The 22138-nt window shown below is 52.6% G+C and carries 20 protein-coding genes; all 20 read left to right on the forward strand.

Features of this window, described 5'->3' with window-relative positions:
• The first annotated feature begins 23 nt into the window (after positions 1 to 23).
• The 20 genes from atpA (at position 24) to BM200_RS30160 (ending at position 22013) form a co-directional block, all read left to right on the forward strand.
• Positions 24 to 1538, forward strand: a complete 1515-nt coding sequence (gene atpA, locus BM200_RS26795) for a F0F1 ATP synthase subunit alpha (RefSeq protein WP_091189918.1) — start codon at positions 24 to 26, stop codon at positions 1536 to 1538.
• A 258-nt stretch (positions 1539 to 1796) separates the two neighbouring features.
• Positions 1797 to 2657 carry an ATP synthase F1 subunit gamma gene (gene atpG, locus BM200_RS26800; RefSeq protein WP_091189920.1) on the forward strand — a complete coding sequence of 287 codons (861 nt, stop codon included), beginning with the start codon at positions 1797 to 1799 and terminating at the stop codon, positions 2655 to 2657.
• A 39-nt stretch (positions 2658 to 2696) separates the two neighbouring features.
• Positions 2697 to 4100 carry a F0F1 ATP synthase subunit beta gene (gene atpD / locus BM200_RS26805; RefSeq protein ID WP_091189922.1) on the forward strand — a complete coding sequence of 468 codons (1404 nt, stop codon included), beginning with the start codon at positions 2697 to 2699 and terminating at the stop codon, positions 4098 to 4100.
• A 24-nt stretch (positions 4101 to 4124) separates the two neighbouring features.
• A complete protein-coding gene (locus tag BM200_RS26810; protein WP_091189924.1) occupies positions 4125 to 4523 on the forward strand; it encodes a F0F1 ATP synthase subunit epsilon in 399 nt (132 codons plus the stop codon).
• A gap of 149 nt (positions 4524 to 4672) precedes the next feature.
• Positions 4673 to 5461, forward strand: coding sequence for a tyrosine-protein phosphatase (locus BM200_RS26815; protein ID WP_091189926.1), 789 nt, complete (start codon positions 4673 to 4675; stop codon positions 5459 to 5461).
• 175 nt (positions 5462 to 5636) lie between these two features.
• Positions 5637 to 6680: an ABC transporter substrate-binding protein gene (locus BM200_RS26820; protein WP_091189927.1), complete on the forward strand. Its 1044-nt coding sequence runs from the start codon at positions 5637 to 5639 to the stop codon at positions 6678 to 6680.
• The gene (gene fhuB / locus BM200_RS26825; RefSeq protein WP_091189929.1) at positions 6680 to 8731 is read left to right on the forward strand and encodes a Fe(3+)-hydroxamate ABC transporter permease FhuB; all 2052 of its coding nucleotides are present in this window, start codon (positions 6680 to 6682) and stop codon (positions 8729 to 8731) included. Before BM200_RS26820 ends, fhuB begins: the two co-directional genes overlap by 1 nt.
• Positions 8732 to 8938: 207 nt before the next feature.
• Entirely contained in the window at positions 8939 to 11161 is a 2223-nt protein-coding gene (locus BM200_RS26830) for a methyl-accepting chemotaxis protein (RefSeq protein ID WP_091189931.1), read from the forward strand.
• 339 nt (positions 11162 to 11500) lie between these two features.
• Complete coding sequence (locus BM200_RS26835; RefSeq protein ID WP_091189932.1) at positions 11501 to 11911, forward strand: NADH-quinone oxidoreductase subunit A; 411 nt, start codon at positions 11501 to 11503, stop codon at positions 11909 to 11911.
• Positions 11896 to 12414, forward strand: a complete 519-nt coding sequence (locus tag BM200_RS26840; protein ID WP_091189934.1) for a NuoB/complex I 20 kDa subunit family protein — start codon at positions 11896 to 11898, stop codon at positions 12412 to 12414. The genes BM200_RS26835 and BM200_RS26840 overlap by 16 nt, the downstream gene beginning before the upstream one ends.
• Entirely contained in the window at positions 12411 to 13310 is a 900-nt protein-coding gene (locus BM200_RS30685) for an NADH-quinone oxidoreductase subunit C (RefSeq protein WP_091189936.1), read from the forward strand. Before BM200_RS26840 ends, BM200_RS30685 begins: the two co-directional genes overlap by 4 nt.
• A gap of 7 nt (positions 13311 to 13317) precedes the next feature.
• On the forward strand, positions 13318 to 14418 hold the full coding sequence (locus BM200_RS26850) for an NADH-quinone oxidoreductase subunit D (RefSeq protein ID WP_091189938.1): 1101 nt from the start codon (positions 13318 to 13320) through the stop codon (positions 14416 to 14418).
• Positions 14418 to 15431, forward strand: a complete 1014-nt coding sequence (nuoH, locus tag BM200_RS26855) for an NADH-quinone oxidoreductase subunit NuoH (RefSeq protein WP_091189939.1) — start codon at positions 14418 to 14420, stop codon at positions 15429 to 15431. The genes BM200_RS26850 and nuoH overlap by 1 nt, the downstream gene beginning before the upstream one ends.
• A 50-nt stretch (positions 15432 to 15481) precedes the next feature.
• A complete protein-coding gene (gene nuoI / locus BM200_RS26860; RefSeq protein WP_091189941.1) occupies positions 15482 to 15931 on the forward strand; it encodes an NADH-quinone oxidoreductase subunit NuoI in 450 nt (149 codons plus the stop codon).
• A gap of 1 nt (position 15932) precedes the next feature.
• Entirely contained in the window at positions 15933 to 16448 is a 516-nt protein-coding gene (locus BM200_RS26865; protein ID WP_091189942.1) for an NADH-quinone oxidoreductase subunit J, read from the forward strand.
• 2 nt (positions 16449 to 16450) lie between these two features.
• Positions 16451 to 16753, forward strand: coding sequence for an NADH-quinone oxidoreductase subunit NuoK (gene nuoK, locus BM200_RS26870; protein ID WP_091189943.1), 303 nt, complete (start codon positions 16451 to 16453; stop codon positions 16751 to 16753).
• 8 nt (positions 16754 to 16761) lie between these two features.
• Positions 16762 to 18636 (forward strand): NADH-quinone oxidoreductase subunit L, encoded by a 1875-nt coding sequence (gene nuoL / locus BM200_RS26875; RefSeq protein WP_091189945.1) that lies wholly within the window; start codon positions 16762 to 16764, stop codon positions 18634 to 18636.
• Positions 18636 to 20267 carry a complex I subunit 4 family protein gene (locus BM200_RS26880; protein ID WP_091189947.1) on the forward strand — a complete coding sequence of 544 codons (1632 nt, stop codon included), beginning with the start codon at positions 18636 to 18638 and terminating at the stop codon, positions 20265 to 20267. The genes nuoL and BM200_RS26880 overlap by 1 nt, the downstream gene beginning before the upstream one ends.
• Positions 20268 to 20270: 3 nt before the next feature.
• The gene (locus tag BM200_RS26885) at positions 20271 to 21836 is read left to right on the forward strand and encodes an NADH-quinone oxidoreductase subunit N (RefSeq protein WP_091189950.1); all 1566 of its coding nucleotides are present in this window, start codon (positions 20271 to 20273) and stop codon (positions 21834 to 21836) included.
• Positions 21837 to 21860: 24 nt separating this feature from the next.
• On the forward strand, positions 21861 to 22013 hold the full coding sequence (locus tag BM200_RS30160; protein ID WP_175533040.1) for a hypothetical protein: 153 nt from the start codon (positions 21861 to 21863) through the stop codon (positions 22011 to 22013).
• The last annotated feature ends 125 nt before the right edge of the window (positions 22014 to 22138 follow it).

Below are 22138 nucleotides of genomic sequence, written 5' to 3' on the forward strand. Positions count from 1 at the left end.
TGCAGTAGATAGGGGTGAACGAATTGAGTATCAGACCTGATGAAATCAGCACGCTGATTAAACAGCAGATCGAAAACTATAAATCCGAAATTCAAGTCGTAGACGTCGGCACTGTAATCAATGTCGGTGACGGTATCGCCCGCGTACACGGTTTGGAGAATGCGATGCAAGGCGAGTTGCTCGAATTCGCTAACGGTGTTGTCGGCATGGCATTGAACCTTGAGGAAAGCAACGTTGGTGTCGTTATCCTCGGACCATACACGGACATTAAAGAAGGCGACCAAGTTAAGCGTACTGGACGCATCATGGAAGTTCCAGTCGGCGAAGAACTTTTGGGCCGCGTAGTAAACCCGCTTGGTCAGCCGCTTGACGGCAAAGGACCAATCAACACGACTCATTTCCGCGCGATCGAGTCGCCTGCTCCAGGCGTAATCGACCGTAAATCCGTTCATGAGCCAATGCAAACGGGCATCAAAGCGATCGACGCGATGGTACCAGTTGGCCGTGGTCAACGTGAGCTCATTATCGGTGACCGCCAAACCGGTAAAACTGCGATTGCAATCGATGCAATCATCAACCAAAAAGGCAACGGCGTTAAATGTATCTATGTTGCCGTTGGTCAAAAGCAATCCACTGTTGCAGGCGTTGTTGAAACCCTTCGCAAACACGGTGCTCTTGAATACACGATCGTCGTAACAGCAGGCGCATCCGAACCAGCTCCATTGCTCTTCCTGGCTCCTTATGCGGGTTGCTCGATGGGCGAGTACTTCATGTACAAAGGCGAGCACGTTCTCGTTATTTATGACGACTTGTCGAAACAAGCGGCTGCATACCGCGAATTGTCCCTGTTGCTCCGCCGCCCACCGGGTCGGGAAGCATACCCAGGCGACGTATTCTACTTGCATTCCCGTTTGCTGGAACGCGCCGCTAAACTTAGTGACGCACTCGGCGGCGGCTCGCTGACGGCTCTTCCGTTCATCGAGACTCAAGCATCCGACGTATCGGCTTACATTCCTACGAACGTAATCTCGATCACTGACGGCCAGATCTTCCTCGAAGCAGACCTCTTCTACTCCGGCCAACGTCCGGCAGTAAACGTAGGTATCTCGGTATCCCGTGTAGGTGGTGCCGCTCAAATTAAAGCAATGAAAAAGGTTGCCGGTACTCTGCGTCTCGACCTTGCGGCTTATCGTGAGCTTCAAGCATTCTCGCAGTTCGGCTCCGATCTTGATAAATCGACGCTTGCCCGTCTGAACCGTGGTGCTCGTACGATGGAAATTCTGAAGCAAGGCGTTAACCAGCCGATGCCGGTTGAGAAGCAAGTTATCTCGATCTACTCTGCGGTTAAAGGTCATCTGGATGAAATTCCAGTTGCGGACATTCTGCGCTTCGAGAGAGAATTCCTGGCATTCCTGGATTCCAACCATCCGGAAATCGGCGAGTCCATTCGCACAACAAAAGACCTCGTTGCAGACAACGAGAAGGCGCTTGTTGACGCGATTACGAAGTTCAAGAAAAGCTTTTCTGTAACGGCTTAATCGTCCTAATGAATAAATGTCCAACGCCCGTCCTATAGAACGGGCGTGAGACGCTTACTCCTACCAACACCAGGCTTTGTTCGTCCTATGGCTGTTGGAATCGAGCGCTTGGCGTTTGTGAAAGGAACTGCGTAAGCCGCAGAGTTTACGTTCCGCTTTGGATCTGTATCCTCACCGCGAGGTGATTCCTGTAACAATAAGCCTGGTAGCGGTCCAATACCACCGGACAACAGAGCATCAAAGGCGGGTGACAATGCAATGGCTAAAGGCATGCGCGATATTAAGCGCGAAATCAAAAGTAAACAAAACATGAAGCAAATCACGAAAGCGATGGAGATGGTTGCGGCTTCCAAGCTCAGAAGAGCACAAGAAGCTTCGACGAAAGCCCGTCCTTACTCGGATAAGCTGAAGGAAGTTGTAGCGAGCATCGCGGCAGGTACGAAAGACGTGAAGCACCCGATGTTAGAGACGCGTCCGGTGAAGAAAACGGGTTATCTCGTGATCACATCCGATCGTGGTCTGGCAGGGGGCTACAACGCCAACGTGCTTCGTAAAGTGACGCAAACGATTCGCGAGAAGCATAAATCAAGTGATGATTACGTATTGTTCGTCATTGGACGGAAAGGCCGGGATTATTTCCGCCGCCGCAATATGCCGATCGTCGAGGAAGTAATCGGTTTGTCCGATTCGCCTACCTTCGCGGACATCAAGTCGATCGCTTACAATGCGGTCAAAATGTTCTCCGAAGGCGCATATGACGAGTTGTACATCTGCTACAACCAGTTCGTAAACGCGATCACTCAAATTCCAACAGAACTACGTTTGCTTCCGTTGCAGGAAGTAGGCGGCAAAGGTCCGGTAACCTCGTATGAGTACGAGCCGTCCCCGGAAGGTGTTCTGGAAGTACTGCTGCCTAAATATGCGGAGACGCTTATTTACAGTGCGGTGCTTGACGGTAAAGCAAGTGAGCAAGGCGCTCGTATGACTGCCATGGGCAGCGCGACGAAAAATGCTAACAAAATGATCAACCAATTGACCCTGACCTACAACCGGGCACGTCAAGCGGCGATCACGCAAGAGATCTCGGAGATCGTTGCAGGTGCAAACGCACAGGCATAAGGAATATAGAAGTATTAGAAAGAACCAGGAGGGAAAACCATGAAAAAAGGACGCGTTGTATCCGTCATGGGTCCGGTCGTCGACTTGGAGTTCGAACGCGGTAACCTGCCGGAAATCTTGAACGCCGTCAAAATCGTTCAACAGGCACCAGCGGGCGGCATCGATATTAATCTGACGCTTGAAGTAGCAGTTCATCTGGGTGATAACCTGGTTCGTGCTGTTGCGATGAGCACAACTGACGGTCTGGTCCGCGGCATGGAAGCTGTAGACACAGGAGCTCCAATCACAATTCCGGTTGGTGCACCAACACTCGGCCGTGTATTTAACGTATTGGGCGAACCAATCGACCAAGCTGGTGAAGCAGTATCGGAAATTAACCTTCCGATTCACCGTCAAGCTCCTGCATTTGATGAATTGTCCACGCAATCGGAAATTCTCGAAACAGGCATCAAAGTTATCGACTTGCTCGCTCCTTACGCAAAAGGCGGTAAAATCGGTCTGTTTGGCGGCGCGGGTGTAGGTAAAACGGTAACGATTCAAGAGCTGATCAACAACATCGCTCAAGAGCATGGCGGTATCTCGGTATTCGCTGGCGTAGGCGAGCGTACTCGTGAAGGTAATGACCTTTACCACGAGATGAAAGATTCCGGCGTACTGAGCAAAACGGCAATGGTATTCGGACAAATGAACGAGCCTCCAGGCGCACGTCAACGTGTTGCTTTGACGGGTCTGACCATGGCTGAATATTTCCGTGATTCGGAAGGCAAAGACGTACTTCTGTTCGTCGACAACATCTTCCGCTTCACGCAAGCAGGTTCCGAGGTTTCGGCCCTTCTTGGCCGTATGCCATCCGCGGTAGGTTACCAGCCAACGCTGGCAACTGAAATGGGTCAATTGCAAGAGCGTATCACGTCGACGAAAAAAGGTTCGGTAACTTCGATCCAAGCGATCTATGTACCTGCCGATGACTACACTGACCCGGCTCCTGCAACGACGTTTGCTCACTTGGACGCTACGACAAACTTGGAGCGTAAAATCTCCGAGATGGGTATCTTCCCAGCCGTAGATCCACTTGCTTCGTCGTCCCGTATCCTGAACCCGGAAATTCTGGGTGAAGAGCATTACAACGTAGCTCAAGGCGTTAAGAAAATTCTGCAGCGCTATAAAGAGCTTCAAGATATCATCGCAATCCTTGGTATGGACGAGTTGACAGAGGAAGACAAGCTGACTGTATCGCGTGCGCGCCGCATTCAATTGTTCCTGTCCCAACCGTTCCACGTTGCTGAACCGTTCACAGGTATCAAAGGTAAATACGTACCTGTTAAAGAATCCGTTCGCAGCTTCAAAGAAATTCTCGAGGGCAAACATGACGACCTTCCGGAAGAAGCTTTCCGATATGTAGGTGTGATTGAAGAGGCCGTGGAGAAAGCCAAAACGCTGTAATAGCGAAAGGCGGGAGGAATCCACATGAGTACTTTTCTGGTTGAAATCGTAACTCCGGAGCGCAAGGTTTATGCGGAGACGGCGAATATGGTCAGCGTAAAAGGGGTCGAAGGCGAACTTGGTATTTTGCCGAACCACATTCCGCTGGTCACACCGCTGCGTATTGCACCGGTAACCATTAAGCGTGACGGTAAAGTTGATGTTCTTGCTGTAGGCGGAGGATTCATTGAAGTCCGTAAGGACAAAGTGGTTATCCTTGCTGAAAGCGCGGAGATGGCTTCCGAAATCGATGTGAACCGTGCGCAAGCTGCGAAACAGCGTGCTGAAGAGCGCCTGGCAGCGAAGCAGAGCGAGATCGATTTCAAGCGTGCAGAGCTTGCTCTGCAGCGTGCAACGAACCGCATCAACGTAACAGAGCGTTAAAACCAAAGCCGTTCAGATCTCGCCTAAAGAGATTTGAACGGCTTTTTCATATTTTCATCATAAAGCCGACTTGTGTCTCATTGACTTCAATATAACAATCTCTCACAATGAGGTTAAATAGATGAGCGCAAGAGAAGGGGGCGTAGGCGATGATCGATATCCACACGCATATCTTGCCCGGGATTGATGACGGTGCTGCGGACTGGGATTATTCTATCAAGCTGGCGCGCGCTGCTGCAGCCGAAGGGATAACCGGTATTGTAGCAACGCCACATCACTACGATGGCAAATATAGCAATGATGCGAATACGGTAAGAGAGCTGACTACAGAGTTAAACAACAAATTGACCGAGCTGGATATTCCGCTGAAGATTCAGACCGGGCAGGAGATCCGCGTTCATTCCGAGTTTCTGTCCAACTGGCAGAGCGGAAAGCTGCTGCCGATGGGCGATTCCTCTTATGTCCTTATAGAGATGCCCTCCTCCCAAATCCCAAAGTCAATGGAGCAGATTGTGTACGAGCTGCGGCTGTTGGGCGTAAGCACGGTTATAGCGCATCCAGAGCGCAATGCAGAAGTCGTACAGAATCCTGACCGTTTGGCCGAGCTGGTGGAGCTTGGGGCATATGCACAGGTTACAACCCATTCCTTGCTTGGCGGCTTCGGCAGAGGGATTGAGAAGGCTTCGTGGACCTTATGCCGGCGTGGACTTATCCACATTGTCGCTTCCGATGCCCATCATCTGGAATGGCGGGGCTTTCGGATGAAGGATGCTTATGAGCGGGTGGAGGCTGAGCTTGGTCCGGCTTGGAGACGGTATTTTGAGCGCAACGCACAGGCGATCTGGGACGGGAGAGATTTGACGGATCAGCCTACTCTTATACAGCAGACAGCGAAAGCTGCAGGCTGGGGCAAGATCAAAGCGTTATTCGGCAAGTAAGGCATAACAAGATACGAAGCGGCCTGTTACACATGATGGAAATTATGATCATGTTGTGACAGGTTATTTATTTTGTGGGAAAAGTTATCTTATTTCTATTGACTTGAATGTTGATAATCCTTATCATTGAGATCAAAGTTATTGAGAATGATAATCATTTTGTGGGGGTTTAACGATGAAGAAACAGATGAAATGGACAGGTTTGATTCTTGCAGCGATGATGGTATTCCTGGCTGCGTGCGGTGGCGGCAACAACTCCAATAATGGAGGCAACAACAAGGAAGCTTCGGAGCAAGCGAGCACAAATGCAAATGCGAATGCCAGTACAAATACAGCTTCTGAGGATACGGCAGAACGTTCCATTAAGCATGCCCTTGGTGAGACCAAAATCACCGGAACACCGAAAAAAGTGGTTGTTCTGGAATGGACATATGCCGAAGATCTGATCGCACTTGGCGTACAGCCGGCAGGTGTGGCTGATGTAAAAGGCTACGGCGAATGGTACGGCGCGATCGACCCTAAGCTGGATGCTGCGGTTGTTGATGTAGGCACCCGCCAAGAGCCAAGCATCGAGACAATCACAAGCCTTGATCCGGATCTGATCATTGGCGTAAGCTTCCGTCATGAAGCGATCTACGACCAGCTGTCCGCTATTGCTCCAACCTTGATCTTTAACCCTTACCCTGAAGAGGGCGGACTTGATCAATACAGCGAGATGGAACAAACCTTCACGGCGATTGCTGATGCACTTGGCAAAAAAGCCGATGGCGAGAAAGTACTGGCTGATCTGCATACCTTCTATGATGACTCGAAAGCGAAGCTTGCAAGTGCCGGTAAAGAAGGTCAAGAGATTGTATTTACGCAAGCTTGGACAAATGAAGGCGTAGCTACTTTCCGTCTGTTCACAGACAACTCGATGGCGATGGCGATCCTGGCTAAAGTTGGTCTGAAGAACGCCCATCAGGACAGTGCGTTCCAACAGTACGGCTACTCCGAGACGGATATCGAAGGCTTGACCAAAACTCCAAATGCAAGCGTACTGTACACAACAAGCGCAACGGATACGGTATTCAGCGAGCTGCTTCCTAATAATGAAGTCTACAAGAATCTTAATTTTGCAAAAGAAAACCGCGTGTACGATATGAAAGGCATTTGGCCGTTTGGCGGTCCGTTGTCTGCCAAACTGCTTGTAGAACGCACGCTTGAAGCTCTCGGCTAATGAATACGAATCTACAAACAACAAAGGAAACGAGTAAGGGCAACTGGAGCCCGCTGCTGTTATCAGCGGCGGGTCTTCTGCTGCTCCTTGGTTTAGCTTCTTATCACCTGACCCTTGGCGAAGCGGTTATGCCTGTAGAGACGGTATGGCGCGCTATCTTTGAATCCACTCCTGTGCTGGAGCATCAAATATTGTGGACAGTCAGGCTGCCCCGTACCGTTATTGGTATTCTGACAGGCGGAGCGTTGGCAGTGGCTGGCGCATTGTTTCAGAATGTGACGCGTAATCCGTTGGCATCTGCGGGTACGCTGGGTATTAACGCGGGTGCATTCCTTGCACTTACGGTGGGAACAATCATGTTCCCCGGGCTTGCGATGGGCTTTCCGCTGCTGCTTACTTTCATTGGAGCAATTGCAGCTGCCAGTGCTGCCTTCGTCATGGCTGGAGGAGCAAAGGCTTCACCGGTACGTCTCGCTTTATCAGGGATGATTGTTACGATGACGGCCGCAGCCTTTACCGGCGTGCTTCAACTATTTAACGAACAAAAAACGCAAGGCTTGTTCATGTGGGGATCCGGCTCGCTCGTGCAAAATGACTGGGGCGGAGTTCAGCATGCGTGGCCGTGGATTATTGGCTGCTTCCTGCTAGCCTTCCTTCTCGCGGGCAAATGGGATCTGATGGAGCTTGACGAGGATACCGTCACGTCCCTGGGACAAAAGGTTGGCCGGATCCGCATTACCGGACTTGCGATTGGCGTTCTTCTCGCGGCGGCTGCCGTCAGTGTCGTTGGCCCGATTGGCTTTGTCGGGCTGATCGCTCCGCATCTGATGAGGATGCTTGGTGCCAAGCGGCATGTGGTGCTGCTGCCTTTATCCTTCTTATGGGGCGCTATTATCGTCATTGGTTCCGACGCGATTGCCATGCATTTCAAACATTCGCTTGGTCCGTTGCCTGCCGGTGCGGTAACGGCCCTTATCGGCGGCCCATGGCTCGCCTATCTTGTCTTGAGAACGGTGAAGGCACGTAAGGAAGGAACTCCGCAAACGGGCAGCTCTCCCGGACGCTCTACGACAAAGGTGCCTTTTGGCTGGTGGATAGCAATCTTCTCGCTGCTGCTTGTTGCAAGTCTCATTGTCAGCCTTGCCTTCGGTAGTCTGCGAATCCCGGTATCCGATGTCATTAACGCCTTGTTTGGCCACGGGGCAGACAGTACAGAGCGTATTGTCGAGATGAGAATTCCTCGGACGCTTGTTGCTGCTCTGGCGGGTGCAACGCTTGCCGTCAGCGGTTTGCTGCTGCAGGGTGTTGTTCGTAATCCGCTCGCGGATCCTTCGATTATCGGGGTAACCGGCGGGGCTAGTGTCGGCGCGATGCTGATGCTGGCGGTGTTCACCCAACTATCGGTGCAATGGCTTCCTGCCGGTGCCTTTATTGGTGCGGTTGGTGCAGCGGTTATCGTGTTCCTGTTGGGGCGGAAAAGCTCCTTTAATCCAGCTGTCGTAGCATTAATTGGTCTTGCTGTCTCTTCTATGGCCAGCGCCGTTGTGCAGGTGCTTGTCATTCGCATGAAGCTGACACTGGCATCCGCATTGGTATGGCTGTCGGGCACGACTTATGCCCGTAACTGGGATGATTTCTGGCAGCTCGTCTTCTGGCCGATCGTTCTTCTGCCTGTTGCCTGGTACCTCGCGCGTAAAGTCGATGTTCTCCAGTTCTCCGATGCGACGGTGACAAGTCTGGGGCTTCGCGTAGACCGGACACGTCTGGTCATCGGGGGGGTTGGTGTTGCCATGGCGGCAGCCGCTGTAGCGACTGTTGGTTCGATTGGTTTTATCGGGCTGATTGCTCCTCACATGACACGCATGCTCGTTGGACCGAAGTACCGCAAGCTGGTTCCTCTAACGGCTTTGCTTGGCGCATTGCTGCTTGTATTAGCCGATACGATCGGCAGGTCACTGCTGGCGCCCAAAGAGCTGCCGTCGGGGCTTGTTGCAGCGGTTGTTGGTGCTCCGTATTTCATGTGGCTGATGTACCGATCTGGTAAAAAATAGAAGTAAATGATAGGAAGGGTGTCCTAGGCTGCAGTTCATGAGCCGAAGGACAGCCTCTTTTCGTGGAAACTAGTGCTTTTGTAACAAAAAAGTTTAAATTTTTATACAAAGTAACGAAAAATACCTTACATATCTATCAAATTTTCTCAAATCTTATGTTAGTATATATGACATATATACTAGATGACCAGGATATGGGGGATGCACATGTTCGACTGGCTTGGTACGAAAAAAGGATTGCCGCTTTGGGTCTCATGGCGTTTGAATCAGGGGATGAAGAAAGACGTTGAACAAATCTTTGAAGGAATAGCAGAGACGCGCAAGGAGCTTTTAGCTTCTTGGGCTCATGAATATTGGGGGCATATCGAACGGCTGGCAGAGCAGATTACGGCAGTTGCTGCAGCGGGACAACTTGTGCATCAGGAGGAGCAGAGGCAAGCGATTGGCCGCCTGCTTGAGCGTACCTATGCAAGAGGTCATGACTGGACGGAGCTGTTCCTGCTGGATCAGGAAGGTACGGTTCAAGTATCCACTTACGAGAAGCATAGAGGGACGGCTTACAGCAGCGGCAGTGTTATCGCTCCGGGTCTCAACTACGTCAAAGGGGGAGGAAAGCCGCAGCCATGCCTGTTTGGGCCTTATGGCGATCCGGTAACGCTGAATCTTGGGCCAAGATCCTCCTCCTTCCACGATAAAATGACGCTGCTTTTCATCTATCCACTGATTATAAATGGAGAGTATGCCGGTACCTTATGCGGCCGTGTGCCTAACGATGTGCTGGGGGACTTGATTCAGCGGGAATCCGGGCATGTGTATCCGGACTCGGGGGACAATTATATCTTTATGGCGAAGCCTCATTTGAATCAGCATATTGCGCTTGGTACGGCTTTGTCGCGCAGCCGCTTTGAGGATCGGACCTTTACGCATGGCGAGAATCTGAAGGACGGGGTTACAACGGACTGGGGCACCGTGTCGATTAAGGAGCATACGGAGCTGGAGATTATTTTTACCGACCCGGCTACAGATGAGCTTCATCCCGGCGTACGCAATACGATTGATAACGGCAGCAATCTGTTTGTCGAGTTCCCCGGCTATTCGGATTACCGTCATATCCCGGTTATCGGGAAGGGCGTAACCCTGCAGCTGCCGCATTGCCCGGATGTATGGGGGATGATGTGCGAGGGTGACCTTGAAGAAGTATACCGGATCCGCAGCATTCGCTGGCGCTTAAGCAAGCTTCAGCTATGGCAAACGTTCATTCAGGCTGTATTAACAACGGTGCTGGTGGCGGTGCTTGCAGGACAAGCTCCCGCGTGGGTAACCGCAGCGGCGTCAGGTGTATGGACGCTCGTATTTGGCCAATGGATCGCCGGTGCCATGCAGCGCAAGGAATCTCGCCGGGTTGTCCGGAATTTGCGGCGTATTAACCGGTTCATCCGCATTAACGCGGAGGGCAAAGGGGACCTGACGCAGCGCCTCGAGCCTGCTAAATTTGATAATGATGAGACAAGAGAGCTTGCCAAGTGGATTAACAACATGATTGACTCGCTCGAAGGCATCATGCTGCAAGTGAAGCTTGCAGCATCGGATGTTCTCTCCAGCCAGCATGTGATGAATGAATCGGCAGCGGTAACGGCGAAGTCGACGGAGCGCGTCAGCCGCAAGGTTGGAGATATGATCGGCAGCATCCGCACTCAACTGAAGGATATTGATATGGCCAAGCAATCGGCAGACGAGATGCGCGATACCCTGCGTCTTCTGGAGCTGCAGGCTGCTGAGCAAATCGCGGTGGCACAGTCGGAAGTAGACCGGATTGGAGATAAAATGCAGCATATCTCCACTAAGGTTGGCGATACGAATGATACGATCCGGAAGTTTATGCATACGGTGGACGAGATCCGCGGCGTATTGCAGGTCATTGAGGAGATTTCGGCGCAGACGAATCTGCTGGCCTTGAACGCATCCATTGAAGCGGCACGTGTAGGCGAGCAGGGACGCGGCTTTGCCGTTGTCGCTTCCGAGATCCGCAAGCTTGCTGATATGACTCGCCGTTCTACGGAGGAAGTGCATCAAATTACGCATCAAATTTATGAGGAAGCGAAGCAGGCTTATGCGTCCATGGATGAAGGCACGCAGGTTGTTGAGGAAGGTACGCAGCTCGTAGCTGCTGCAGCCGGCACTTTGCAGACGGCGCAAAGCGAAGACAGCCGGAAGTCGCAGGTAGTAGATGAGGTTGTGAAGCTGATGGAGCGGATCGCCGTCGTCAGCATGGAGAACCGGAAGGTGTCCTCCGATGTAGAAGGCAAAGTGCAGGAGCTGATCGGCGAGATGGACAGCGTTCGCCAAACCTCGGAAAGCGTAGAATCCATCACGAAGTTCCTGCAGCAGCTGGTTGGCCAGTTCAAGCTGACGGATACCCGCATGAGATAAGAGTGAGCGCGGGAAGGATGCATCGGCCATCCTTCCCGCGCTTTTTGCGTTTCAGAAGGGTGCTCGTGTCGAGCAAGGCAGGGCTTAACGATACGGGGCATTGTTATGACTTATGAAGATAGTAAGAGCGAGAGTCTTAACGAAGTGGGATATCGGTAGGGGTGGCGAGCATAGGTTAATAGTGTGACAGGCGGGAATTGCGTTGACCGGGTGTTCGCGGGTATTCCCGTTTCCCGGGAAGCCGCGTCGTTACAGGCTTGTCCGGCATTTGGTAGAGGCGGGGGCAAGCAACTCCGTCATAGACGGCTGTGGAAGCATTTGTTATAATTGTGAGGAAAAATGACCAAGCGGCTGGTCCGCTTTGACGGAGGCGATGGTGTGGACAATTACGTCAACCAGTATGTCGTCGTGGCTATTTTTATTTTGCTGGGCATCTTACTCCCGGCAGCGGCGCTGACCGTAGGAAGACTGCTCAGACCGCATAAACCGAATGATCCGAAGCAAACCACCTACGAGAGCGGCAATGAGCCGGTCGGAGAAGGCCAGGTGCGTTTCAACATCCGGTATTACATCTTTGCGTTAATGTTTGTCATCTTTGATGTGGAAACCGTTTTCTTATATCCTTGGGCCGTCGCGTATAATAAGCTCGGCCTTTTTGTGCTGGTTGAGATGTTCATTTTTGCGGCAATGCTGTTTATCGGACTTCTATATGCCTGGAAAAAGAAGGTGCTGAAATGGAATTCAGTTTAGAGTCGATATCGCTGGAAGAACGCAAGGAGCTTGAACGAAACGTATTTATGGGAACGCTGGAGCAGCTGAAAGCATGGGCGCGGAGCAACTCGCTTTGGCCGCTGACCTTTGGTCTGGCCTGCTGCGCGATTGAAATGATGGGAACAGGTGCCTCCCATTATGACCTCGACCGTTTCGGGGTCATGTTCCGCACCTCTCCTCGGCAGTCGGATGTGATGATTGTCGCAGGCACCGTGACGAAAAAGATGGGGCCGCTGCTGCGCCGTCTGTACGATCAGATGCCTGAGCCCAAATGGGTTATCGCGATGGGATCCTGCGCAACCGCAGGCGGTCCGTACATCAAGTCATACGCGGTTATGAAGGGTGTCGACCAGATTGTTCCCGTCGATGTGTACATACCAGGCTGTCCGCCTAATCCGGCGGCGCTGATCTACGGCATTAATAAGCTGCAGGAAAAAATCCGTTACGAAGCGAAGACCGGGAAGCGGGTGACGGAGCGATGAGCGAAGAGAAGGATGAAGGGCAGAAGCCCGAGGAGAAAGTAAAGGCCTCGGCCGAATCGCCGGAGACACCGGCAGCAGCGCCGACTTCTGCTGAGGAGACAGCTGTGTCAGCGGGCAGTGCAACGCTGGAAAAGGAGCCTGAAGCGGCAGGTGGAAGTGAGCCTCCGGCGGCGGATCTGGAGCGGGAAGCGAAGCTGAAGGCGGCCGCGGAAGCGCGCGCGGCAAGGGCCGCGGCGAAGGAAGCCGCAAATGCGGGCGGAGCAGCGGCACCGGAAGCGTCGGCGGATCCGGAGCGGGAAGCGAAGCTGAAGGCGGCCGCGGAAGCGCGCGCGGCAAGGGCCGCGGCGAAGGAAGCCGCGAATGCGGGCGGAGCAGCGGCACCGGAAGCGGCCGAGCCGCCCCCGCCGCCTGAACCATCGCCCAAACAGCCGCAGCTGGATGCGATCGCGCAGCTTATCCGCAGCCTCGTCCATGAAGAGGCGCTGGAGGATGCTTATATTAACGAGATGAGCCGGCATATGCCAACGATTATCGTGAAGAATGAGCATTGGCTGAAAGCGGCCGAGCGGCTGAAGCAGCATGAAGAGCTTGATTTTGCCTATCTGCGCAATGTCTCCGGTGTCGATTATGAGACGCATCTGGAGGTTGCTTATCATTTGGTCCATCTTGGAAGCGGGCGGGAGCTTGCTGTGAAGGTGAAGGCCGACCGCAGTGATCCTGTCGTCGCTTCGGTGACGCCCGTCTGGGCAACCGCGAACTGGAACGAACGCGAAATCTATGATTTGTTAGGAATAACTTTCACGGGGCATCCCGATCTGCGCCGCATTATGATGTCGGACGACTGGGTCGGACACCCGCTGCGCAAGGATTATGAGCCGCTCGATTCGGAGGTGTAGCGAAAGCGTGATTCGTACCGAAGAACTGCTGTTGAATGTCGGTCCCCAGCATCCCAGCACGCATGGCGTATTCCGCATCGTCGTCAAGCTCGACGGCGAAGTCATTACGGAAGCGACTCCCGTCATGGGGTACTTGCACCGCGGAACCGAGAAGCTTGCCGAGCAATTGAACTATACGCAGATTATTCCTTATACCGACCGGATGGATTATGTCTCGGCGATGACCAATAACTATGTGCTCGTTCATGCGGTCGAAACGATGATGAATCTGGAGATCCCTGAACGCGCGGAGTTTATGCGCCTTATCGTCATGGAGCTGCAGCGGGTTGCCAGCCACCTTGTCTGGTGGGGGACCTATCTGCTCGACATTGGGGCAATGAGCCCGTTCCTCTATGCGTTCCGTGATCGGGAGATTATTATTAATTTATTTAATGAACTGTGCGGGGCTCGTTTAACTTACAATTATATGAGAGTGGGCGGAGTGAAGTGGGATGCGCCGCCGGGCTGGCTGGATAAAGTGCGGGATTTCATTCCGTATATGGAAGGCAAGCTGCGGGAATACGACAAGCTGGTGAGCGGGAACGAGATTTTCCTCGCCCGGATCAAAGGAATTGGCCGTTATGATGCAGCAACAGCGATTGATTATGGACTGTCCGGCGCCAACCTGCGGTGTACCGGTGTAGACTGGGATTTGCGCAAAGCGGAGCCGTACAGCTTATATAACCGCTTCGAATTTGACGTGCCGCTGGGGCAGAACGGAGATTGTTACGACCGTTATGTCATCCGGCTCGAGGAGATTAAGCAGAGCTTGCGTATCCTGAAGCAGGCCCATGAGCAAATGCCTTCAGGCGGGGAAACGATGGGCAAGGTGCCGCGTGTTATCCGTCCTCCGGCTGGCGAAGTGTATGTCCGTATTGAATCACCGCGCGGTGAGATCGGCTGCCATATTGTATCGAAAGGAAAAGCAGAGCCTTACCGCCTGAAGTTCCGCCGCCCGTCCTTTGTGAATCTCCAGATTTTGCCCAAGCTTCTTGTCGGGGAGACGATGACCAACCTGATTACGATCCTCGGCGGCGTCGACATTGTAGTCGGGGAGGTTGATTGCTGATGGGCGCTTGGCTGCATAACTCGCTCACTTGGGGCGATGCTGTTATTATTTTTCTGTGGGGCGCGGTATTCCTGTTTGTTGTGCTTGGCTTCGTCACCTATGCGATATATTTCGAACGGAAGGTTATCGGCTGGATGCAGCTGCGGATCGGCCCTAACCGGGTTGGTCCTTTCGGGCTCTTGCAGACGGTAGCCGACATCTTTAAGCTTCTTATCAAGGAAGACACGATCCCGCGGAAAGCCGACCGTCTCTTGTTCGTCCTTGCTCCCATACTTTGCTACGTGCCCGCTTTTACGGTGCTCGCGGTTATTCCTTATACGGAAAAGCTTTATTTCGCCGATCTGAATGTTGGTCTGCTCTATTACGCCGCCTTATCGGGCATCTCGACGCTGGCCATTGTGCTCGGGGGCTGGGCGTCGAACAACAAATATGCGCTCCTTGGCGGCATGCGCTCGGCGGCTCAGATGATCAGCTACGAGGTTCCGCTTGTCATCTCGGTAGTCGGCGTCATTCTGCTCAGCGGCAGTCTTAACCTGAGAGATATCGTTGATGCGCAGGCTGGGGGCTGGTTCTGGGACTGGAACTTCCTGCCGCAGATGATTGGCTTTGTTGTCTTTATCATCGCGGCCGTATCTGAGCTGAATCGTACACCGTTTGACCTGCCTGAGGCTGAGTCGGAGCTGGTAGCCGGCTATCATGTGGAATACAGCGGCTTCCGCTTCGCGTTTTTCATGCTGTCGGAGTACGTCTATGTGTACGCCATTGCGGCTTTAACGACCGTACTGTTCCTTGGCGGCTGGCATGCGCCGGCGCCATTCCTTGATTTTGTGCCGGGTATAATCTGGTTCCTGCTCAAATTCGCGTTTATCGTCTTTTTCTTATTCTGGATCAGGGCCACCTTCCCGCGTATCCGGGTGGATCAGCTGATGGGGCTGGGCTGGAAAGTGCTTCTGCCGGTATCGCTTCTTAATGTATTCCTGACGGCAGGTTATCTGGAGCTGTTCGTGAAGTAATAGGTTAACGCTAATGCTTACGAAGCAATTCTTTTTAGGGGGATTCGGCCATGAATGGACTAGTGCAAGGACTTGGCGTGACGCTCAAATCAATGGTGTCGAAAAAAGTGACGACTTCTTATCCCGACGAGCCAATTGTTATGCCGGACCGGTTCCGGGGCATTCAGCATTTTATTCCGGATCTCTGTATCGTCTGCAACCAGTGCGCCAGAATCTGCCCGACCGACTGCATTACGCTGACAGGAAAGCCGAATCCCGATCCGGCCAAAAAAGGCAAAGTGATCGACACGTTTGATATTAATTTCGAAATTTGCATCTTATGCGATTTATGCACCGAGGTTTGTCCGACGGAAGCGATTGTCATGACGAATCATTTCGAGCTGTCCGCGTTCAGCCGGGATGATCTGTTCAAGGATGTGCAGTGGCTGACCGACAATAATACGCTTGTCCGCCAGGATAACAATAACATCGGGGCTCCTGCGAAAGGAGGCGCCAAATAAGTTGTTCAATATTGATTTTAATGGCGAGTTTGCCACTTTTTTTATCTTCTCGGCGATTATGATCATTGGGGCTGTTCTGATGGTCAGCCTGCAGAAGGTCGTACACATGGTCATCTCAATGGCCGGGGTGTTTCTTGGCCTTGCCGGGATGTTCGTGCTGCTTGATGCAGAGTTCGTCGCTTTTGTCCAGGTTCTGATCTATGCGGGGGCCGTCTCTATTCTGATGATATTCGGAATTATGATGACAAACCATCAGGCTGCAAAGGCCGATCCGGTTAAGCCTCTCCATGAGACGCTGGCAGCAGTTGCGGCGCTTTGTCTGTTTGGAATGCTGTTTTATGCGATCCGGACGACGGATTTCCCTGATGCCCAGCCGATGAAGGCGGTAGAGGATAATACATCCAGCATTGGAGAGCTGCTGTATACGGGTTATGTTGTACCGTTCGAGCTGTTGTCGGTGCTGCTGACGGTTGCATTTATCGGCGCGATTGCCATTGCGAAGAAGGGGGCGGATTAACGATGCTTCCATCCTATCTGACGATGGCGGCCATTCTGTTTTGTATCGGGCTCTACGGAGCATTGGTGAAAAGGAACGCCGTTATTGTCCTGTTATCCATTGAGCTTATGCTGAACGCGGTGAATCTGAATCTGGTCGCGTTTTCCAAGTACGGTGTCGTTCCGTCACTCACGGGCCAAGTCTTCGCCTTGTTCACGATAACGGTGGCTGCTGCGGAAGCTGCTGTCGGGGTAGCGGTGCTGATTGCCCTCTTCCGTGCCAGAGGTACCGTAAATTTGGATGAATTCGACGAAATGAGGAGGTGATGTGACACGTGGATCAATTTACTCAAACAGCCTGGCTCATTCCGCTCTTCCCGTTTGCCGCCTTTCTCCTGCTCACGGCCCTTGGCCGGAGCTACCGGCGCGCTGGCGTTCTGATCGGATCGATTGGCTCGCTGGCCGCGCTGGTCATGTCCCTTCTCGTGTTTTTCGAGAGACTTGATCCGGATGCAGTAGACTACAGCGACGGCTTCAAATGGATTGACCTTGGCGTTTATGTGCTAAGAATCGGCTTTGAAGTGACGAATCTGAATGCGCTAATGCTTGTTATTGTGACAGCGGTCAGTTTCCTTGTAAACGTGTATTCGGCAGGCTACATGAAAAAGGATGAGCGGATTACCGTCTTTTACGGTTATGTAGCGCTCTTTACCTTTGCGATGCTGGGCCTGGTGCTGTCTGATAATATGCTGGTCTTTTATATTTTCTGGGAGCTTGTTGGCGTCTGCTCCTTCTTGCTTGTCGGCTTCTGGTATGCCAAACCGGCTGCCCGCGCGGCAGCGAAAAAAGCGTTTATCGTAACCAGAATAGGCGATGCAGGCCTGCTCCTTGGAGTCATCGTGCTGTTCTGGTATATGCCGGGCCACGCGCTTGATTTCAGCAGTATACATAATGTATTTAGCGAAGGGCAGACCGGTGCGATCACCATGAGCATTACAACCTCGATAGCCCTGCTTTTGTTCATGGGAGTGATCGGCAAGTCCGGCCAATTCCCGCTCCATGTGTGGCTGCCGGATGCGATGGAAGGGCCAACGCCAATAAGCGCCCTGATCCATGCGGCAACGATGGTAGCTGCCGGTGTTTTCCTGCTCGCGAGAACCTTTGATATCTTCGAAGCTTCTGCCGCTGCTATGCATACGGTAGCCTACTTGGGGGGATTTACGGCGATATTCGCGGCAACCGTAGCCCTGGCGCAAAATGATATTAAACGAATTCTTGCTTACTCAACCATCAGCCAGCTTGGGTACATGGTGATGGCGATGGGGCTTGGCTCCATGACGGGCGGCATCTTCCACCTGTTTACCCATGCTTTCTTCAAGGCGCTTTTGTTCCTTGCGGCAGGCAGCATCATTCATGCCGTACATACCCAGAACATTCAGGAGATGGGCGGCCTTGGCTCCAAAATGCGAATCACGACCTGGACCTTTGCGATTGGTGCCTTATCCTTATCCGGGATCCCGCCATTCTCTGGCTTCTGGTCGAAGGATCTGATTCTGGCTTTCGCGCTTGATGAGAATCCGTTCCTGTTCGTTATTGGACTTGTGGCAGCTTTCTGTACGGCGCTCTATATGTCGAGACTATTTTTTATCGTATTTATGGGCAAATCCCGCCTTCAACAGCAGGCACAGGTACGGGAATCTTCTAAAGTAATGACGATTCCGCTTATTGTGCTTGCGGTGTTATCCGTTGGTGCGGGTTTTGTGGAGACGCCATGGAACGGTTGGCTTGGCGGGTGGCTGACAGGCGGCGGAGAAGAGGTGCATGCCAGCGCAGCAGCTATTGTTGCTTCTATTGCGGTAGGGGTGCTTGGCATCTATGTCGGCTGGCTCATGTTTGGGAAGGGCAGCATCGAGCGCGGCGCTGCAGCTGCCCGGATGCCATGGCTGGCCAATCTGCTGGAACGGCAATATTACATGAATGAATTTTATAATTTGATGATTGTGAAACCGGTGCGGGGTCTTGGTAAAGGACTCTATGCATTTGATGAATATGTCATTGGCGGAGCGGTGAGGCTCATCGGCTTTACGTCGGTAGCGGGCGGCCGGGTGCTGACGCGGATGAATAACGGCCAGGCGCAAGTCTACGGCTTGACCGCTGTTATCGGCCTTCTCGTTATTATCGCAGCCATTGTTGGAAGGAGGTTTTGGTAATGACAGACCTGACCGATCTTCCGATTCTATCGATTATTCTCGTTACACCGCTAATCGGGCTTCTGGTCGTTCTCCTGCTGCCTAAGCATCGTAACCGCTGGCTGCAGACGGCAGCCATTATCGCGACTCTCATACCGCTCGTTCTGTCCTTCTGGCTGTATGCCGATTACGATAAGCATCAGGGCGGAAGCACCTATGAGGAAACGGCCACTTGGGTAGAGGTTCCGCTCAACAAGGAGACGCAAGCCTCCAACGGAGTTATGAGCTATACGATGGAGTTTCAGTATGAGCTTGGCATAGACGGCTTATCTCTGCCGCTTATTATCCTCACGACATTAATTACGGCTATGGCAGCATTTGCTTCTATTCATGTGAAAAAGCGCTGGAAGGCGTTTTACGTCTGGTTCCTGCTCCTGGAGACGGGTGTCCTTGGGGCATTTATGGCCCGGGATCTGTTCTTATTCTTTATTTTCTTTGAAATCACGCTTATTTCCATGTATTTCCTGATTGGGATATGGGGCTATTTCAACCGGGAGCGGGCGGCTAACCAGTTTGTCATTTATAACGGCCTTGGCTCGGCCATTATGCTTATTGCCTTTATTCTTCTGGTAAATACGGCCGGCTTCCATATTGATCAGGATACGTCATCCTTTATCTACAGCGGCAGCTACGCGGATATTGCCCGCAATCTGGCGGATCCGTCGGCATGGGTGAACCTTGTACCCGACCAAGCCGGAGGGATGAACCCGTTCCATATGTCGGAGAAGATGCATACGGTTATTTTCCTGCTGCTGGTTGTGGCGTTTGGGATCAAGCTACCGATTCTGCCGTTCCACACGTGGATGCTGAAAGTGCATAACGAAGCGCATCCTGCCATTGTGATGATTCATTCCGGTATCCTGCTGAAAATGGGCGCTTATGGCCTGATCCGCTTTGGGATCGTGTTATTCCCCGAACAAGCGAAGGATTGGGCCGTTGTGCTGGCTTCTCTTGGTTTGGCGAATCTTCTGTACGGGGCGCTAATTGCTTTCCGCCAAACGGAGCTTAAGCTGGTGCTCGCCTATTCCTCTATCAGCCATATGGGGATCGTTCTGCTCGGGCTTGCGGCCTTTAACGAGATTGGGCTGCAAGGCGCGGTATTCCAGCTTGTATCACACGGTCTTATCTCGGCGCTGTTGTTCCTGATTGTCGGGAGTTTATACGAAAGAACAAAAACAACCACTTTGTCCGAGCTTGGAGGTCTGGCGCGGTCGATGCCATTCATCTCGGGGGTTCTGCTTGCCGGGGGCTTGGCGTCCTTAGGTCTTCCCGGCATGTCGGGCTTCGTAGGCGAGTTTCTCTCCTTGCTTGGCTTGTTTGACAGTCAGCCTTGGATCGCCGGTTTTGCTGTCATTGGCGTGATCCTGACAGCTGTTTATCTATTGCGGGCAGTACTCAAGACAACATTTGGTCCTATTGACGAACGGTATCTGGCGGTTAAGGATGCACGGCTGATTGAAGCTCTGCCGATGATTGTGCTGCTGGCGTTTATCCTGCTCCTCGGCTGTTACCCGTCCGTGCTGACGGATACGCTCCAATACAGCGTTGACGGACTGTTCAAGCCGATATTTTCGTTAAGGATGGGGGGATAAGCGATGAACGAATTTATACCTCTGACATGGCATGATACGCTGTATCTCGCCCCTGAGCTTATCCTTGCCGCGATGTTCCTCATCCTGATTGTAACGGACCTGTTCCTTCCTCAAAGGATGAGCCGTGCGGTCATCGGCTGGTTATCGCTGGGCAGTCTGTTGTTATCTCTCGGATTCGTAATCTGGAGAATGATAGATATGAATCCTTCCGGAGTGTCCGCGGAAGAGGCTGCGAAGGCCGGTCAGGCGATCTCGCTCCTTGGCGCCAGTTACCGGGTAGACGATTACGGCAATCTATTAAAAATCATTTTCCTTATCGGAACTTCTCTGATCGTTCTGTTAGGGCTTGGCTCCACGCAGAAGGATGAAGCGGTCACCGACAAAGCCGAATTCTATTATCTTCTGCTTCCGGCGGCGGCTGGTGCCATGATTATGGCCTCCTCCGGCAATCTCGTCACCCTGTATATCGGTCTGGAACTGCTCAGTATTACGAGCTATGTGCTCGTAGGTTTACGAAAGCGCTCATCGCTGTCGGCCGAAGCAGCATTCAAGTATGTCGTTACGGGTGGTATAGCCTCCGCGTTTGTCCTGTTTGGCATGTCGTATCTATACGGAGTGACGGGTTCGGTCAGCCTGGGGGATTTCCCGGCGGCGCTGCCGCAGGCCTTCGCCGATTACAAGGCACTCGTGTATGTCGGCTTCTTCTTCCTGATTGCAGGCTTCGGAATCAAGATCGCCGCAGCTCCTTTCCACTCCTGGGCACCGGACGTGTATCAGGGGGCGCCCACGCCAATCTCCGCTTTTCTCGCGGTGATCGCGAAGGGGGCGGCGCTGGCAGCGGTATTCCGCTTCTTGTACAGCAGTGCTTTCTTCCTTTCTGGCGGCTCCGGGAAGCAGGCTGGCGATGATGTCTTCTTCGCACTACTCGTGATCGCCGCCGCAGCGATGCTGGTCGGCACGGTGTCCGCACTCCGGCAGAAGCAGGTGAAACGGCTGTTAGCCTTATCCGGTGTGGCGAATGCGGGATATCTGCTTGTACCCATTGCGATCTCGGTGACGATCATTCATAGCAACAACTTTTCGGAGTTTGCTTTCTACCTGATCGCTTATCTGCTTATGAATGTCGGAGCCTTTGCCGTCGTTACGGTCATTGCCCGTGCGGCCGGGCATGAAGAGCTGAAAGGGTTCTCGGGTCTCTATTACAGGGCGCCATGGACGGCGGCAGCGATGCTGATCTTTATCCTGTCGCTGTCGGGACTGCCGGTAACGGCCGGATTTTTCGGCAAGCTGTTCATTCTGCTTGGTGCAGCCAGTGTGCAGGCGTATTGGCTGGTAGCGATTATGGTGGTCAGCACCGTCATCTCCTACTACTTCTACTTCGGCATTATCCGCCAGATGTTCATGCGGTCGAATGACGAGGAAGAAGACGCAATCCATGTGCCGACTGTGACCGGCGTCGTGATCTGGATATGCGCCGCGGCAACCGTTGCCCTTGGCGTATTGCCTGGCCCGCTGATGAAAGGGATCGATGCGGTGTTCTCGATTCAAGCCGATTTGTTCGTGAGATAGATTTTTAGGTGAACCCAGCGGTTAATGCCGCTGGGTTTTTTTGTGTGGAAAATGGAGGGAGCGGACTGCTGCCGTGGCGGGCTGGAGAGAGTGGTGCAGTTTAGAGCAGCGGATCAAAAAGAAGATCAAAGAGCGGATCAAGAGCAGATCAAGAGCAGATCAAGAGCAAAGCAGTAGATCAAGCTCGGATCAGAGATAACCCTACGAGTCTCTTATTGTGGCAATGAGGCGGAAATGCGTTAAGGTCCCTTAGGAACCTTAAGAGAGAAAAACTAGCTAGTTAGTGAGGGGTTAAGGTCCTT

It is taken from the genome of Paenibacillus catalpae, from assembly GCF_900112695.1.
Lineage (GTDB): Bacteria > Bacillota > Bacilli > Paenibacillales > Paenibacillaceae > Pristimantibacillus > Pristimantibacillus catalpae.

What these genes read in the sequence shown, in the direction of transcription:
- atpG (WP_091189920.1), top strand. Translation starts at nt 1,797, where the DNA reads ATGGCTAAAGGCATGCGCGATATTAAGCGCGAAATCAAAAGTAAACAA.
- atpD (WP_091189922.1), top strand. Translation starts at nt 2,697, where the DNA reads ATGAAAAAAGGACGCGTTGTATCCGTCATGGGTCCGGTCGTCGACTTG.
- BM200_RS26810 (WP_091189924.1), top strand. Translation starts at nt 4,125, where the DNA reads ATGAGTACTTTTCTGGTTGAAATCGTAACTCCGGAGCGCAAGGTTTAT.
- BM200_RS26815 (WP_091189926.1), top strand. Translation starts at nt 4,673, where the DNA reads ATGATCGATATCCACACGCATATCTTGCCCGGGATTGATGACGGTGCT.
- BM200_RS26820 (WP_091189927.1), top strand. Translation starts at nt 5,637, where the DNA reads ATGAAGAAACAGATGAAATGGACAGGTTTGATTCTTGCAGCGATGATG.
- fhuB (WP_091189929.1), top strand. Translation starts at nt 6,680, where the DNA reads ATGAATACGAATCTACAAACAACAAAGGAAACGAGTAAGGGCAACTGG.
- BM200_RS26830 (WP_091189931.1), top strand. Translation starts at nt 8,939, where the DNA reads ATGTTCGACTGGCTTGGTACGAAAAAAGGATTGCCGCTTTGGGTCTCA.
- BM200_RS26835 (WP_091189932.1), top strand. Translation starts at nt 11,501, where the DNA reads ATGACCAAGCGGCTGGTCCGCTTTGACGGAGGCGATGGTGTGGACAAT.
- BM200_RS26840 (WP_091189934.1), top strand. Translation starts at nt 11,896, where the DNA reads ATGGAATTCAGTTTAGAGTCGATATCGCTGGAAGAACGCAAGGAGCTT.
- BM200_RS30685 (WP_091189936.1), top strand. Translation starts at nt 12,411, where the DNA reads ATGAGCGAAGAGAAGGATGAAGGGCAGAAGCCCGAGGAGAAAGTAAAG.
- nuoH (WP_091189939.1), top strand. Translation starts at nt 14,418, where the DNA reads ATGGGCGCTTGGCTGCATAACTCGCTCACTTGGGGCGATGCTGTTATT.
- nuoI (WP_091189941.1), top strand. Translation starts at nt 15,482, where the DNA reads ATGAATGGACTAGTGCAAGGACTTGGCGTGACGCTCAAATCAATGGTG.
- nuoK (WP_091189943.1), top strand. Translation starts at nt 16,451, where the DNA reads ATGCTTCCATCCTATCTGACGATGGCGGCCATTCTGTTTTGTATCGGG.
- BM200_RS26880 (WP_091189947.1), top strand. Translation starts at nt 18,636, where the DNA reads ATGACAGACCTGACCGATCTTCCGATTCTATCGATTATTCTCGTTACA.
- BM200_RS26885 (WP_091189950.1), top strand. Translation starts at nt 20,271, where the DNA reads ATGAACGAATTTATACCTCTGACATGGCATGATACGCTGTATCTCGCC.
- BM200_RS30160 (WP_175533040.1), top strand. Translation starts at nt 21,861, where the DNA reads ATGCCGCTGGGTTTTTTTGTGTGGAAAATGGAGGGAGCGGACTGCTGC.